The 14,404-nt window shown below is 41.5% G+C and carries 13 protein-coding genes; 5 read left to right on the top strand and 8 right to left on the bottom strand.

Annotated elements, in window-relative coordinates; genetic code table 11:
* Positions 1–84 precede the first annotated feature (84 nt).
* Positions 85–771 (bottom strand): helix-turn-helix transcriptional regulator, encoded by a 687-nt coding sequence (locus A0125_RS14160; protein WP_066757699.1) that lies wholly within the window; start codon positions 769–771, stop codon positions 85–87.
* A 593-nt stretch (positions 772–1,364) separates the two neighbouring features.
* Between A0125_RS14160 and A0125_RS14155 the strand changes: the two genes are divergently transcribed.
* Together A0125_RS14155 and A0125_RS14150 are read left to right on the top strand one after the other, a co-directional pair.
* Positions 1,365–3,725, top strand: coding sequence for a TonB-dependent receptor (locus A0125_RS14155; protein WP_197464888.1), 2,361 nt, complete (start codon positions 1,365–1,367; stop codon positions 3,723–3,725).
* Positions 3,726–3,755: 30 nt separating this feature from the next.
* Entirely contained in the window at positions 3,756–5,162 is a 1,407-nt protein-coding gene (locus tag A0125_RS14150) for a hypothetical protein (RefSeq protein ID WP_066757694.1), read from the top strand.
* 96 nt (positions 5,163–5,258) lie between these two features.
* Here the strand turns inward: A0125_RS14150 and A0125_RS14145 are convergent, their stop codons facing one another.
* Positions 5,259–5,609, bottom strand: coding sequence for a phage holin family protein (locus tag A0125_RS14145; RefSeq protein ID WP_066757692.1), 351 nt, complete (start codon positions 5,607–5,609; stop codon positions 5,259–5,261).
* A gap of 192 nt (positions 5,610–5,801) precedes the next feature.
* Between A0125_RS14145 and A0125_RS14140 the strand changes: the two genes are divergently transcribed.
* Positions 5,802–6,212, top strand: coding sequence for a DUF2147 domain-containing protein (locus A0125_RS14140; RefSeq protein ID WP_066757689.1), 411 nt, complete (start codon positions 5,802–5,804; stop codon positions 6,210–6,212).
* Between the two features lie 143 nt (positions 6,213–6,355).
* Positions 6,356–7,546, top strand: a complete 1,191-nt coding sequence (gene kbl, locus A0125_RS14135; protein ID WP_066757685.1) for a glycine C-acetyltransferase — start codon at positions 6,356–6,358, stop codon at positions 7,544–7,546.
* A gap of 108 nt (positions 7,547–7,654) precedes the next feature.
* Here the strand turns inward: kbl and A0125_RS14130 are convergent, their stop codons facing one another.
* A complete protein-coding gene (locus A0125_RS14130; RefSeq protein ID WP_066757682.1) occupies positions 7,655–8,314 on the bottom strand; it encodes an SGNH/GDSL hydrolase family protein in 660 nt (219 codons plus the stop codon).
* Positions 8,315–8,427: 113 nt separating this feature from the next.
* On the opposite strand from A0125_RS14130, the gene typA reads away from it, so the two are divergent.
* Entirely contained in the window at positions 8,428–10,233 is a 1,806-nt protein-coding gene (gene typA, locus A0125_RS14125) for a translational GTPase TypA (RefSeq protein ID WP_066757679.1), read from the top strand.
* Positions 10,234–10,407: 174 nt separating this feature from the next.
* On the opposite strand, the gene A0125_RS14120 is transcribed toward typA, so the two are convergent.
* From A0125_RS14120 to A0125_RS14100, 5 genes are all read right to left on the bottom strand, one after another.
* Positions 10,408–11,100: an OmpA family protein gene (locus A0125_RS14120; RefSeq protein ID WP_066757674.1), complete on the bottom strand. Its 693-nt coding sequence runs from the start codon at positions 11,098–11,100 to the stop codon at positions 10,408–10,410.
* A 106-nt stretch (positions 11,101–11,206) separates the two neighbouring features.
* Positions 11,207–11,977 carry a hypothetical protein gene (locus tag A0125_RS14115; RefSeq protein WP_066757671.1) on the bottom strand — a complete coding sequence of 257 codons (771 nt, stop codon included), beginning with the start codon at positions 11,975–11,977 and terminating at the stop codon, positions 11,207–11,209.
* A 58-nt stretch (positions 11,978–12,035) separates the two neighbouring features.
* Entirely contained in the window at positions 12,036–12,434 is a 399-nt protein-coding gene (locus tag A0125_RS14110; RefSeq protein ID WP_066757668.1) for a hypothetical protein, read from the bottom strand.
* Between the two features lie 4 nt (positions 12,435–12,438).
* A complete protein-coding gene (gene rlmD, locus A0125_RS14105) occupies positions 12,439–13,845 on the bottom strand; it encodes a 23S rRNA (uracil(1939)-C(5))-methyltransferase RlmD (protein WP_066757665.1) in 1,407 nt (468 codons plus the stop codon).
* A gap of 69 nt (positions 13,846–13,914) precedes the next feature.
* Positions 13,915–14,400 carry a thioredoxin family protein gene (locus A0125_RS14100; RefSeq protein WP_082785046.1) on the bottom strand — a complete coding sequence of 162 codons (486 nt, stop codon included), beginning with the start codon at positions 14,398–14,400 and terminating at the stop codon, positions 13,915–13,917.
* Positions 14,401–14,404 lie beyond the last annotated feature (4 nt).

Raw genomic sequence — 14,404 nt, 5'->3', positions numbered from 1 at the left:
TGTAGTAATTGCCCGAAATACGGCTATTCCCACAACGCGATATAAAAAAGTAATGCGTAGCTGATTTGATACTAGCGCGGCAAATTATTTAAACTCTATCGGTTTATAGCCGTGATATTTTTTAAAGGTAGTTGTAAAGTGAGTCGCATGTTTATAACCAGTCATTCTGGATACATCACTGATTAGAAGATTGCCACTTGCAAGCAAGGATCGTGCATATTCCATCTTAATCTCTGTGGTATAGTTCGCTATTGTCTTACCTAAGTAGGTTTTAAAATATTTCTTGAGGTATTGTTCATTTGTTCCCACTATTTTGGCCAGCTCAGGAATAGTTATCCGCTTGCTCATGTCCTGATGGATGATCGATTTGGCAAGTTGAACTCTTTCGTAATGACATTTCAGATCTGGACGTAGATCCGAGCTATTATCTGTTAAATGGTTGTAGAGAATCTCAAAAATTTGTGCGTTGCATAATAGATGATGATAAGAATCCTCAACCATAAGCGTATTACTAATTTTTTTAATCAAGTAATCGCTCTGGTGTGAAATCTTTCCCTTTACTTTATCCTGTTGTAGCTTTGGGATCAATTTGTCAAGGCCTAAGTTTTTGGCTTCATAGTGACTGATAATAAGTACTATTGCGAAGGAGCTTCCTATTGTTTCCAAAATTGTATTCTCGCCCAAGTAGAAGCTTTCAAAATGTGAAGGGGGGACTTGGTAGATCTTATCGTGCACTCTATAGCTGATGTTTTCTTCATTTTTCGCACACATAATGATGACCAAACTCTGATGTTCGACTCGAATTGATGTGCTACATCGTATATGCGTCCAAGCTTGAGCTGTATGCTGTAATAGCAACGGCTTTGGTTGCGTATTTGTATGTGCGCTAATTATCGTTGTTGTTCCGCGGTAAGACACTTTTTAACAGTTAATATCAATGCTTGTGAGACTATTTTAATTTAGACTCCATCTAAATTAGTGTAAATATACTAAACAGTTTTGATTATCATAATTCATTTGCGCGGGAAGCCGAATGTTTAAATGAATCTTATACTCGTTATGGACATGTCGTACTATTTATCGAGCTCTACTCATGTTGGGAACATCGTAATTAGGAAACGTTGTACTGCTGCTATACGCTATCGCCATACAGACTGGTAATTACCAATTAAGCATAAAATCGAGCTAAATTTCTAGTATCGTCATCAAAATTTCGTTTTGCGTCGGAAAAAAGTGATTGTAAGATGTATTTTTGTCGCACAAATTTTATTTAGACTTTGTCTAAATACGATGTGATTTATACTATGTACAAATATCTAACTATCCTTTTCTACTTGTGTTCACTATCTAGTGCAACTGCTCAAATGATTGGCTCCATTAGCGGGCAGCTCATGCATAAAGACGGTAGCGCAGCAAGCCATATAACTGTAACGTTAGATGGAAGCAGCTTGGGTACTATTACTGATCAGCACGGTCGGTATGAGATCGCTAATGTCCCATATGGTCGCTTTAAGCTGCATATTTCAGCTATTGATATTACTCCACAACATCACGAAGTGCACATAGGCCAGCCAAATATGGTGTTTAATAGCATCGTTTATCCAAAGGGGGAAACCAATATTGAAGAAGTGGCAGTAGAACGGAAGACGGTAAAGAGGGATATGGAAACCAGTGGCTTTGCGGTAGCTGTAATAGAGACCAAAGAAGCTTCACTTCGCAATTTGACCACCAATGAATTGTTGGATCGCGCCGTAGGTGTGAGAGTCCGGCAAAATGGTGGCATAGGTTCTCAGATCGAGTACAACCTTAATGGTATGTCGGGAAGTGCGATCGGTATTTTTATCGATGGTACGCCGATATCTACCTTTGGCCAATCATTCAACCTCAACAATATACCTCCTGCCATGATCGAGCGCATTGAGGTATATAAAGGCGTATTACCTTCGCATCTTACTGGTGATTACGTTGGTGGTGCCATCAATGTTATTATGAGAAAGGATGCCTCAGCAAATAATATCACCGCTGCTGTATCCTATGGTTCATTTAATACATTTCAAGCTGATATCGCAGCGCTTTACCGGAATCAGAAGAATGGATTTACCACACGATTATCGGGTGCATACATCAATACAGATAATAGCTATGAGATGTGGGGCAATTGCATGATGACTGATGCACAGCAACGTCTTACACGTTACAATAGGTTCAGAAGATTCAATAATAAATACAGATCGATCTCTGGTCGTTTCGAATTTGGATTCACTGACGTAAAATGGGCTGATCAATTTTTCCTAGGTTACAATATCTCTGATACCTATCAAGATATACCGCACGGCGTGACGATGGCACAGCCTTACGTAGGAAGATTCAACGAATACCAAGCGCATGTATTTAGCTTAAATTATATCAAAAACAATTTTTTGCTGCATGGCTTAGCTCTAAATGTAAATACCGTATATAGCAAGAGAAGTACCTATCTACAAGATACAGCCAGAACGATCTATAATTGGGATGGTAATCCAATGATGATTATACGTAACGGTGAGACTGTTCCTTTGGTACGACCAGTCGGCCGAGGCCAACAAGGAGCCGCTGTCATTACCAATATTGATCGTGATATCATCAACTCGCGCACCAATCTTTCGTACATGGTCGCACAAGGTCATCGTATTTCAGTAAACCACAATCTAAACTCTACCCGCCGTCAAGACGAAGATTTATTGAATCCATCCGCACCGATGAATCCGCAAAATCAGCGAAGTACCACAACAAATATTTTTGGATTCAACTACGAAGCACAAATGCTGAACAACAGATTGAAAACAAATGTATTAGCAAAATACACCATCAACCAAAATCATTACGATAATGCCGGCACTACTACAACCCTTACCAATAGAAATCCAGGATATGGTTTTACAGCATCCTATAATGTGATCCCGAAATTATACCTTATCGCTTCTACAGAAAACAGCTTTATTTCACCTCGCGATGAACAAATTTTTGGAAGCCCAGAAACCAATATTGTCGAGAATTTGGAGTTGAAGCCAGAGCGCAATGTCAACTACAATGCAGGATTTCGTTACGAAGCGCTATCTGATGAAACGCACAGATTGTCCTTATATGCGAGCGCTTTCTGGCGAAATGGTTACGACAAAATTGCTGCCGAAGCCGTAGATTCTGTCATCGTGGGTCGAGAAAACGATGCTAATCTCCAAACTACGAGATTTATCAATATAGGTCGTACGCAATCACGCGGATTTGAGGCCGAGGTGACTTATGTATACGCCAACAAACTCAACCTATTGGTGAATTTTTCTCGATTCAATACGTTGATGAAAACGGAGTTTGATGAAAATGGAAACCCACATCGCTTCTTCAACCGTCAGCTGCCCAACGAACCTTATTTTATGGTAAACGGAAGTGTTCAATATCGTTTGGACAACCTGATACAAAGAAAATCTACCGTCAATGTATTCTATAATACCGGTTACGTTGCCCCTTTTAGCACCGTATGGTTCGATTCTGAAGACTGGTTTAGGACGCCAACACAATTTTTTCACGACGTGGGAGCCAGTTACCGCACTCCAAGTGGGAAAATCATTGTCAGCTTGGATGTCAAGAATATCACCAATGGCGAGGTATACGACAACTTTGGCGTGCAGAAACCTGGCCGCGGCTACTATCTGAAGCTCAACTATATGCTCAACAACTTTACTAAATAAAATTAAACATTTAACTCATCAATATCTATCATGAACAAAAAACTATTGAAAACGACCTTATTCGGTGTAGCTATCGCGTTGAGTACAGTGGCTTCATGTACTAAAAATGAAGGCCCTAGTGGTGAAAACCCCAATGCAGGATCTGGCCCTGATACAGAAGCAAGACAATTCATAACATTGACAGCAGCTTTTCCAGATGCAAAAACAAACAGAGCAGGTGATGGTGGTACATTAGCACATGCGCTTACATTGGCCGAAGCGAGTGATGCTTCCAAAGAACTTAATATTTTTGCTGCTGGAGTTGGCTATCCGCTACGCTCTCAAAGAACGGCCCGTGTACAAGGTTCTGTTAATGGAAATTTCTTGTATAACATCCAGTATACTGGTACTAATGGTGGCATATTTAACAAATACCGTGTAACAGGAACAAATAAGTTCGAGGACACAAATGAAGAACTAAATGTAGCTAGTATCTTGAGTGCATCCCCACGATGGGTGAAAGCCGCCGAAGGGGTAGGTGTAGGTGTAAAAATTGAAGGAGTCTCAGCGCCTATCGACGCAGCAAAAGCAGAAGCTGGCACACAGACCTACGAGTATACTCGTGGTACTGTTGATGTAGCGATTATTGACTTGAATAACCCAAGTGTGCCAAACACAACTGAGTTTGTTTTCCCATTCACCGATGAAGAAAAAGCGCAAGGTTATTCTGTAGGACGAGTAGATGTACCAGTTATTAATGGCAATAAAGTGTATATCGGTTGTAATATTGCGAAAGTTGATCCATCTAAAGGGCCGCAGAGATCAGTAAATCAAGAAACGCAAGCAGTAAGCTGGTCCTGGGCTAATGATGCTGCCAATATCAAAGGAACCGTCACGTTGGTATTAGACTATCCGTCGTTGGCTAATCCAAAATTAATCTGGTCTACACAAAGTAAATCTGCCAATCATAGCTACCGTACGATGACTCAATATGTAGCAACAGATGGAAATGTGTACCAAGCGACTGCTACTTCAGGGTCACAAATCTTACGTATCAACAGATCCACCAGCGATTATGACAATAGCTATAACTTTGATCTCAAAACAGCTTTAAGCAAATCCAACGATTTAGCAATCAGAGCATGGAGATATTTTGGCGAAGGAAAAGGATTGGTATTATTTACCGAAACTGGTGTTGCGGGCGGATATTTGGCTTTAGTAGATCTGAACTCAAAAACAGCTACGCAATTAGCTACAGAAGTTTCCTCAGATGCTGGAATGAATGCAACATTGGGTCAATTTCAGCATATCGGAGTAGACGGAGATTTGGCGTACGTCCCATTGACTCCTAGTGGCAAAGATGGCAACCTTTACATCATTAATTGGAAAACGAATAGCGTTGCCAAAGGAATCAGACTAAAAGGACAAGCAGGTAGTTTCTTTATCGGAGCTTACTAGGATCTGATCCTATCGAATTACTTACGATCTGCAACAAACAAGGGCAGCAAGATTTCTTGCTGCCCTTGTTTGTTGCAGAAAATTATTTGCGTTAATCTACGTGTTTTTTGGCGCTACCAATGCCCCTAAAATCATCTCCATAACGGCTACGGCGATAGCGAAAAAGAATGCTGACCAAAATCCGCTGACCTGAAATTTGGTGCCCATGATGCTGCTACTTAGCATAATCATCAGTACGGTGATTATAAAGGAAACTAATCCAAACGTCAGCCAATTTAGCGGAAAAGTAAACAATCTTAAGATTCCTCCAACGATCCCATTAACCAAACCAATTACCAATCCTGCGACGATTGCCCAACCAAAACCTGCGACTGATACGCCAGGGATAATATAAGATGCTCCCGCTATAATAATTCCGGTGAGTAGAAGTGAAAGTACAAAATGCATAATATCTATAATTAAGTTGTGATTTAATTTATTCCAGACAAAACAAATGCCAATTTATATTAATTAAAAACCCTATGCGCATTGTACTGTTTAAACTATGGGGTCAAAAAGATTTCTAGCTAACAACTGGTATTATGCATGCATAGTAAAAAATCGTATATTTAGACATAACAATTGTAAACAACAAAAGCTATGAAGAGAATTATTTTAGTTTTAAGCGCGATGATGATCGCCTTTTCGCTCCTCGCGCAGTCATCAGATCCAATTCTAGGAAAGTGGGAGAACTCCAGTAAAGAAGGGCGTATCGAAATTTACAAAAAAGGCGACAAGTACTATGGTAAGTTGTATTGGATAAAAGATTCGTCAAAGAAAGATGAAAACAATCCCGACAAAAATCTCCGCGATCGTAAGATAGAAGGTTTAGAGATATTGACCAATTTCACTAAAAAAGGAAAGGTTTACGAAGGCGGAGAGATCTATGATCCTAAATCTGGAAAAACATACAGCTGCAAAATGACGCCAAAAGGCGATAAGTTGGAGGTGCGTGGTTTCGTAGGAGTAAGCTTATTAGGCCGGACAGAGGTCTTTACTCGTGTAAAATAGAAAGAGCTATCGTGACAACAAAAAGAAGGACTGCTTATATGCGGTCCTTCTTTTTGCTATTAGCGAGATACGCCCTGCGGAAACATAGTAGCCATAAAATATTGTATCTTTGGATAGATACGCAACAAAAGCATTTTAAAAATATGTACCAAAATTTGCAAGCCACCTTACAAAAGGAACTATCAGACATTAAGGAAGCCGGTCTTTACAAAGAAGAACGCATTATCACGACTCCTCAAGGAGCCGACATTAAAATCAATACCGGGCAAGAAGTGATCAACTTCTGTGCAAATAACTATCTGGGGTTGTCTTCGCATCCAGATGTAATCGCAGCGGCCAAAGCCGCGATTGACTCGCATGGATATGGAATGTCGTCTGTTCGTTTTATTTGCGGTACGCAGGATACTCACAAAACATTAGAAGATAAACTATCGCAATTTTTAGGAACAGAAGACACGATTCTTTACGCTGCAGCTTTTGATGCCAATGGTGGAGTTTTCGAGCCCTTGTTTGGCGCAGAAGATGCCATCATCTCCGACGAACTGAATCATGCTTCCATAATCGATGGCGTACGTCTGTGTAAGGCGCAACGTTTTCGCTACAAAAATTGTGATATGCAAGATTTGGAAGCACAATTACAAGCTGCGTCAGGGGCACGTCATCGTATTATTGTGACCGATGGGGCTTTTTCGATGGATGGATCTGTAGCACCTTTGGATAAAATTTGCGATCTGGCAGATAAGTATGATGCTCTAGTTATGATCGACGAATCGCACTGTTCGGGTTTTATTGGTAAAACAGGCCGCGGTACGCACGAATTATGTGATGTAATGGGCCGTATTGATATCATCACAGGTACGCTTGGTAAAGCGTTGGGCGGTGCTTCTGGCGGTTTTACCTCTGGTCGCAAAGAGATTATAGATATGTTGCGTCAGCGCTCCAGACCATATCTTTTTTCCAATACATTGGCACCAGCGATTGTAGGAGCTTCTATTGCCGTGTTAGATATGCTAAGCGAAACTACGGCCTTGCGCGACAAACTAGAAGAGAACACCACGTACTTTCGCGAGCAAATGACTGCTGCTGGATTTGACATCAAACCAGGAGTACATCCTATTGTACCTGTTATGTTATACGACGCGAAGTTGGCACAAGAATTTGCAGCCAAAATGCTCGAAGAAGGTATTTATGTGATCGGTTTTTACTATCCAGTGGTGCCAAAAGACAAAGCTCGTATTCGTGTGCAGATATCGGCTGGCCATGATCGCGCACATTTAGACAAAGCGATTGCGGCATTTACCAAAGTCGGCAAAGAGCTGCAAGTAATAGCGTAATCTTCGGATCAATCATTCGTATAAAAACGCAGAACCCCGCACCAATTTGGTGCGGGGTTCTGTGATTAATAAGCCTATTTATTTCCAGGTTTAAGCCCTGTTAGATCGTTATTTCAAGACCTTTTGTAATGTCGCTTCCATGATTTCGTACGCCGCATTCGTTGGGTGTACACCATCTTTCGCATACTCTACCGACAGTCCGTTTCGCTCATCTTTGAGTGCCGAGTGATAATCGACATACGGGATGTCATTGCTCTCGGCATAAGAACGAATAAGTGTGTTCAATTGTATGATCTGATTGGCCACATCTTGAATCTCCTTTCTCCAGCCAAATTCGTAAGCTGGTAGTACAGAGCACAAATACACCTGAATATTGTGATGTTGTGCCAGCTCTACCATCGATTGTATGTTGCCCAAGATATTTGCTTGTGAAATATACCCCTGGTTTTGTGCAATATCATTGGTGCCAGCAAGAATTACCACAGCTTTCGGCTGTAGATCGATCACATCTTTGCGAAAGCGAACCAGCATTTGTGCACTAGTCTGCCCACCAATTCCTCGGCCGATATACCCATTTTCGCTGAAGAATTCAGGGCGTTGATTTTTCCACCCTTCGGTAATAGAATTACCCATAAACACGACTTGCCCGGGTTTCTCCTGCGCGTTAGCCGCTTCATATTTACCAAAATTCGCCCAATCGGTCTTATTTTGTGCCGATATGTGATGCGCCATAAATACGGATATTACTACTGTTAAAAGCCATTTCATATTAAGAAATCTTTATTATTCAACTATTCCAAATATATCATTTAAAATTTAGTGATTAGTTGTTTTTATTTTTATACTTTTGCACCTTAGAATTTTACACGACAAGCTGTAGCATGCAGAACATCAGAAACATAGCGATTATCGCTCACGTTGACCACGGTAAAACAACATTGGTTGACAAGATTCTCTATTTCACGAATCAATTCAGAGAAAATGAAAACGCAGGAGAACTAATCCTGGATAACAACGACTTGGAGCGTGAACGCGGTATCACTATCGTTTCCAAAAACGTATCTGTTACCTATAAGGATGTAAAAATTAACATCATTGATACGCCAGGTCACGCCGATTTCGGTGGTGAGGTAGAGCGCGTATTGAAAATGGCCGATGGGGTTGTCCTTTTGGTCGATGCCTTTGAAGGTCCGATGCCTCAAACACGTTTCGTAACAGGTAAAGCGTTAGCTTTAGGTATCAAACCTATTGTTGTAGTCAACAAAGTAGATAAAGAAAACTGCCGTCCGGACGAAGTATACGAAAGTGTATTCGACTTGTTTTTCAACTTAGGCGCTACCGAAGATCAATTAGATTTTCCAGTACTTTACGGTTCTTCTAAACAAGGTTGGATGTCTACTGATTGGAAACAACCAACAACGGACTTCACCGATTTGTTAGAAGCTATTTTGGATCATATCCCTGCTCCAAAAGTATCAGAAGGTACATTGCAGATGCAAGTAACCTCTTTAGATTACTCTACATTCGTAGGTCGTATCGCGATCGGTCGTGTAGCTCGTGGCACCATCAAAGAAAACCAACCGGTTTCTTTGGTAAAACGCGATGGCAAGATTGTAAAATCCCGCGTCAAAGAACTTCAAGTTTTTGAAGGACTTGGTCGTATCAAAGTACCAGAAGTACATGCTGGTGATATTTGTGCCGTAGTAGGTATTGAAGGTTTTGATATTGGTGATACGATCGCCGATTTCGAAAACCCGGAGCAATTGGAAGTAATGAGCATTGATGAGCCAACGATGAACATGTTGTTCACCATCAACAACTCACCATTCTTCGGTAAAGAAGGTAAATTAGTAACATCACGTAATATCTACGATCGTTTGCAAAAAGAATTGGAGAAAAACTTGGCACTACGCGTAGTACCAACCGAATCTCCAGATGCTTGGTTAGTATATGGTCGTGGTATCCTCCATTTGTCTGTATTGATCGAGACCATGCGTCGCGAAGGATACGAATTGCAAGTAGGACAGCCACAAGTTATCGTAAAAGAAATTGATGGCGTAAAATGCGAGCCAATTGAAGAGTTGGTAGTAGATGTACCTGCGGAAGTTTCTGGTAAAGTAATCGAGCTAGTTACACAACGTAAAGGTGAGCTGTTGATTATGGAAGCCAAAGGTGATATGCAGCATTTAGAATTCTCTATTCCTTCTCGCGGAATCATCGGTTTGCGTAACAACGTATTAACCGCTACGGCTGGTGAAGCCGTTATGGCGCACCGTTTGAAGGGTTACGAGCCTTGGAAAGGTACCATTCCTAAGCGTATGGCGGGTGTATTGATCTCTTTGGATACAGGTTCTACAACAGCATATTCTATCGATAAATTGCAAGATCGTGGCCGTTTCTTCGTCGATCCAGGAGTGGATATTTACGAAGGTCAAATCTTAGGTGAGCACATCCGTGACAATGATTTGACGATCAATGTAACCAAAGGTAAGCAGTTGACCAACATGCGTGCATCTGGATCAGATGACAATACGCGTATTGCGCCAGCGATTAAATTCTCTTTGGAAGAATGTATGGAATACATCCAAGCAGACGAATACATCGAAGTAACGCCGCAAAGCATGCGTCTTCGTAAAATCTACTTGACAGAAAACGAACGTAAGGTTAACGCTAAGAAGTTCCAATAAGCACAATCTGCTTTAGCAGAGTAAGCTCCTAGCAGAATTGCTAGGAGCTTTTTTTATGGACTGATTTCACGCTTTGGGGAGATCGTGTTTTGATTATGTATACAATAAATGCCTCAACAAAAAAAGCTCCGAGAGATCAACTCCCGGAGCTTTTTAATTACCTATATACCACTTTTAGTTAGTTCCAGCTTCGCGCTTTGCGTCTTGTTGCATTTTCTCACTAGCTACGATTACAATCTCCACACGGCGATTTTCAGCACGTCCGGCATCCGTATCGTTAGATGCAATAGGTTCTGAGAAGTTTTTACCTTCTGTTTTGATTCTACCACCTAATAATCCTTGCGATACAGCGTAATCACGTACAGATTTTGCACGGCCTTCAGATACCTTTTGGTTAGCGCTCACAGACCCAACGTTGTCTGTGTGCCCGATTACCAAAATTTCAGTATCTGGTTCTTTGTTCAAAGTTTCTACTAATTTGGCAATATTTGTTTTAGCATCTCCTTTTAATTGAGTACTGTTGAAGTCAAATAGGATTCCGCTATCAAATTTTACGATAATACCTTCTTCTGATTTGATTACTTCAGCACCAGCTACAGCGTTCTCGATTTCTTTTGCCTGATTATCCATTTTACGTCCGATCAATCCACCCGCAGCTCCGCCAATGACGGCTCCGGCAATGGCACCTACTGCCGTATTTCCTGCTTTTCCTCCGATCAATGCTCCAAGAGCACCTCCAGCCGTAGTGCCAATTACTGCGCCTTTGGTAGTGCTACTTGTATTTTGTATGGTAGAGCAGCTTGCAAGCAACATAGCAGAAGTTGCAAGTGACAGACCATAAACTGATAATTTTTTGTTAATTGTCATAATTGTAATGATAAATGTATACTTCTAATTCATTTGAGAACAAAGCAAATGCCAAAGTATTTTTTTAGAAGCGAAGTAACGTTGTTGAAGCCTAGCAATCGATTGATTATTTCTCCTGTGGTGGAATTTCGAGTTTTGGCAATCTTTGGGACTTGGGTCGGCCATTGGCATCCCAATCGTCAAACGATTTATTGATATAAACCATCAAATCATATCTTCCCCATTTCTCTGCAGTCGACAAACTTGGGCGATACCATTCCATGAATGATCGGAGCTCTTCTCCTTCTAAACCCGTTAATTCCGTAACGATGGTTTTATTAAAAATGCGATCGATCTTGGTTTCCTCCAATTCCTGTTCCATATATTCTTGAAAACGTCGCGCATTTTTTGGTTCCTTGCCAAAGAGGTTGTACAATGCCGTCGCTGGGCTCGCAAGATAAGTGCCTACCGAATTCTGCCCGCCGCGATAGACTCCCTTACGCTCATAATCTTTCATGATTCCACGCATTTCCGATTCTCGCGTGCCGCGCGACACCACTACAGTCTCAATTTGTAAGCCGGGCTGCATATCTAAAATGATGTCTTCAATACGATTAATCTGTGTTTTAATCGGTCCATATCCTACTTTTTCGATAGATATGGAATCACCAATCGCTACCGCAATGGTAAAAACACCCTGCATAGAAGTACGCACTTTCTGCTGTGTATTGAGGTTGGTCACATTCGCATCAGCGATTCGGGTATTGTTGGTGCCCCGTTCTAATATCATACCAGAGATATTATTACGCTCTTCAGCTCCAGTTTGAGCAGATGTACGTAAGCTTGTTGCTAGTAAAATGCAACAAATGCAGATAATATGTAGTAATAAACGGTTCATGTAATAATCTAAATTAACCAAAGATCGCTATTCCCGATGTTAAATAACGCTAAACCTTTTACTTGTATGGATAAAATACAAAATTTGCCCCTTCGGGCACAACTACGAATAAACACATAAATTGTGCAGCCGGTTTATATTGCTTGATGAAGTAATCTTTACGATCCTCTTTAATTATTCCTTTCTCTACGAATTCTTCGAGTGTGCTCACATTGATGCTCCATGAAGTATTCAGCTCCATTTTATCTAAAATAACCTCTCCAATTTTGACACTATGTTGGTGCGCTATGAAGATCGGATGTGTCGAATATTGCTCCGCGATCAGGTCCGCAGATACCTCTTTGATAGCATCGCTATAGAAATCCAAATCGATCTTTAGACTTTCCAGCGGACTGCTGCTTTTCCCTTTTTCACTACCATTGCCCGAGGGCTCCTTTAGTAATTCTTCTATATTCATTTCCTTATTTTCTGGTCAAAAGAACCACGTTTTCTACATGCTGCGTATGCGGGAACATATCTACCGGCTTGATACGCTCGACCTGATATTTTTCAGAAAGCAAGTCGATATCGCGCGCTTGCGTTGCCGCATTACAACTTACGTACACGATTTTTGGTGATTCTACATCCAACAAGCATTTGATCACATCAGCGTGCATACCAGCTCTTGGCGGATCGGTGATAATAATATCTGGCTTACCATGTGCCGTGACAAATGGAATCGTCAATACATCTTTCATATCACCGGCATAGAACTTCGTGTTGCTGATGTCGTTTAACTCGGAGTTGATCTTCGCGTCCTCAATAGCAGACGGAACATATTCTATGCCAATTACTTCCTTAGCACTGCGCGCCACAAAGTTGGCGATAGTACCAGCACCAGTATATAAGTCATACACGGTTTCTTGGCCGGTGAGGCCAGCAAAATCACGCGTAATCTTGTACAACTCGTACGCTTGAGCCGAATTCGTTTGGTAGAATGATTTTGGACCAACTTTGAACTTCAGGCCTTCCATCTCCTCGTAGATGAAATCACGACCACGATACAGCATGATCTCTTGATCAAAGATCGTATCGTTGCCCTTCTGGTTCACGATATATAATAACGAAGCTAATGTTGGGAATTTATCCGCAATGAAAGCCATGAGTTGATCAATCTGTTCTTGTGTCGGGTACGCAAATACCACGATAACCATCACTTCGCCCGTAGAAGCGGTGCGGATAATGACATTGCGCAGCGCGCCTTGATGTGCGCGCAAATCGTAAAATGAAATTCCGTGATCAGCCGCGTAAGCACGAATGCTATTACGGATATCATTCGAAGGATCGGCCTGCAAAAAGCAGTGATCTATATCCAAGATCTTATCAAAGCGACCGGGTACATGAAAGCCCAAGGCATTCATATCCTGATCGTCCACCTGCTCATCTTTGTTCGTCAGCCAACGTTTATTGGAAAAAGTATATTCCAACTTGTTGCGATAATACGATGTTTCTTGCGAACCCAAAATACTCTCCATCGAAGATGTATCTACTTTGCCGATCCGGCTCAGTACATTGCTCACATATTTCTCCTTGAAGTGCAGTTGCGCATCGTAATTCATGTGTTGCCATTTGCAGCCTCCACATACGCCGAAGTGCTTGCAAAAAGGTTCTACCCGATGTGGAGACGGCGTCTTCACGGCAGTCACTTTCCCTTCTACCAAATTCTTTTTCTTGCGAAGCAGTTCTACATCGACGATATCGCCCGGTATTGCCTTCTCGATAAACATTACCAGTTCGTCTTGCTTTGCGACGCCTCTTCCTTCTTCGGCGATGTCAATTATCTCTATATCAGAGACAAATTTCTTGTCCTGAGGTATTCTCTTTCCCATTTGGGCACAAAAATACGCTTTTAATTTTATATGTGAAGCTGGCGAATGACCTCCGAAGGAGATATGCTTTTACGGTTGTAGCAGTTCAAGCAATTTTTTGCTATGTAGGTATTCAAATTGCCTTTGATCGACGAAGAAGTTTTTGTCCAGAATTAGCGTGGTAGGTAGCACCAATTGTCCGTTTCTAGCGCCCAAGAGCATAGCGAGATCGTGGTATTTGCCTCTTCTTTTCTTTGGTGAGTTGTTGCTGAATAATTGACCATCGAAGCGAATGCTATCCACCGTTTCTACATCGAGCTGTACTGCGTAATAATGGGCATTAATCTCCGCAATGACAGCGGGATTTGTAAATACCTCACGCTCCATTTTCTTGCAATACGTACACCAGTCTGCGTGAAAGAAGATCAAGGTCTTTTTTGGCTTAGTAGCCAATGAGTCTGATAACGCTTCGAAAGACAGCCAGTTGATTTTCAATCCTTCCTGCGCCATCGTATATGACGCAGGGAAGATTGAACAAAATAGTAGGAAAATCCAAACCTGGAATCGTACCATCATTTTA

Source organism: Sphingobacterium populi (assembly GCF_001586775.1).
Lineage (GTDB): Bacteria > Bacteroidota > Bacteroidia > Sphingobacteriales > Sphingobacteriaceae > Sphingobacterium > Sphingobacterium populi.
Note: the sequence above shows the minus strand (reverse complement) of the source record. Positions and strands in the feature narration are given on the sequence as shown.

Bases quoted from the DNA above. Each gene is read 5' to 3' on its own strand.
- kbl (WP_066757685.1), top strand. From the start codon at position 6,356: ATGTACCAAAATTTGCAAGCCACCTTACAAAAGGAACTATCAGACATT.
- A0125_RS14120 (WP_066757674.1), bottom strand. From the start codon at position 11,100: ATGACAATTAACAAAAAATTATCAGTTTATGGTCTGTCACTTGCAACT.
- typA (WP_066757679.1), top strand. From the start codon at position 8,428: ATGCAGAACATCAGAAACATAGCGATTATCGCTCACGTTGACCACGGT.
- A0125_RS14100 (WP_082785046.1), bottom strand. From the start codon at position 14,400: ATGATGGTACGATTCCAGGTTTGGATTTTCCTACTATTTTGTTCAATC.
- A0125_RS14130 (WP_066757682.1), bottom strand. From the start codon at position 8,314: ATGAAATGGCTTTTAACAGTAGTAATATCCGTATTTATGGCGCATCAC.
- A0125_RS14150 (WP_066757694.1), top strand. From the start codon at position 3,756: ATGAACAAAAAACTATTGAAAACGACCTTATTCGGTGTAGCTATCGCG.
- A0125_RS14140 (WP_066757689.1), top strand. From the start codon at position 5,802: ATGAAGAGAATTATTTTAGTTTTAAGCGCGATGATGATCGCCTTTTCG.
- A0125_RS14160 (WP_066757699.1), bottom strand. From the start codon at position 771: ATGTGTGCGAAAAATGAAGAAAACATCAGCTATAGAGTGCACGATAAG.
- A0125_RS14155 (WP_197464888.1), top strand. From the start codon at position 1,365: ATGATTGGCTCCATTAGCGGGCAGCTCATGCATAAAGACGGTAGCGCA.
- rlmD (WP_066757665.1), bottom strand. From the start codon at position 13,845: ATGGGAAAGAGAATACCTCAGGACAAGAAATTTGTCTCTGATATAGAG.
- A0125_RS14110 (WP_066757668.1), bottom strand. From the start codon at position 12,434: ATGAATATAGAAGAATTACTAAAGGAGCCCTCGGGCAATGGTAGTGAA.
- A0125_RS14115 (WP_066757671.1), bottom strand. From the start codon at position 11,977: ATGAACCGTTTATTACTACATATTATCTGCATTTGTTGCATTTTACTA.
- A0125_RS14145 (WP_066757692.1), bottom strand. From the start codon at position 5,609: ATGCATTTTGTACTTTCACTTCTACTCACCGGAATTATTATAGCGGGA.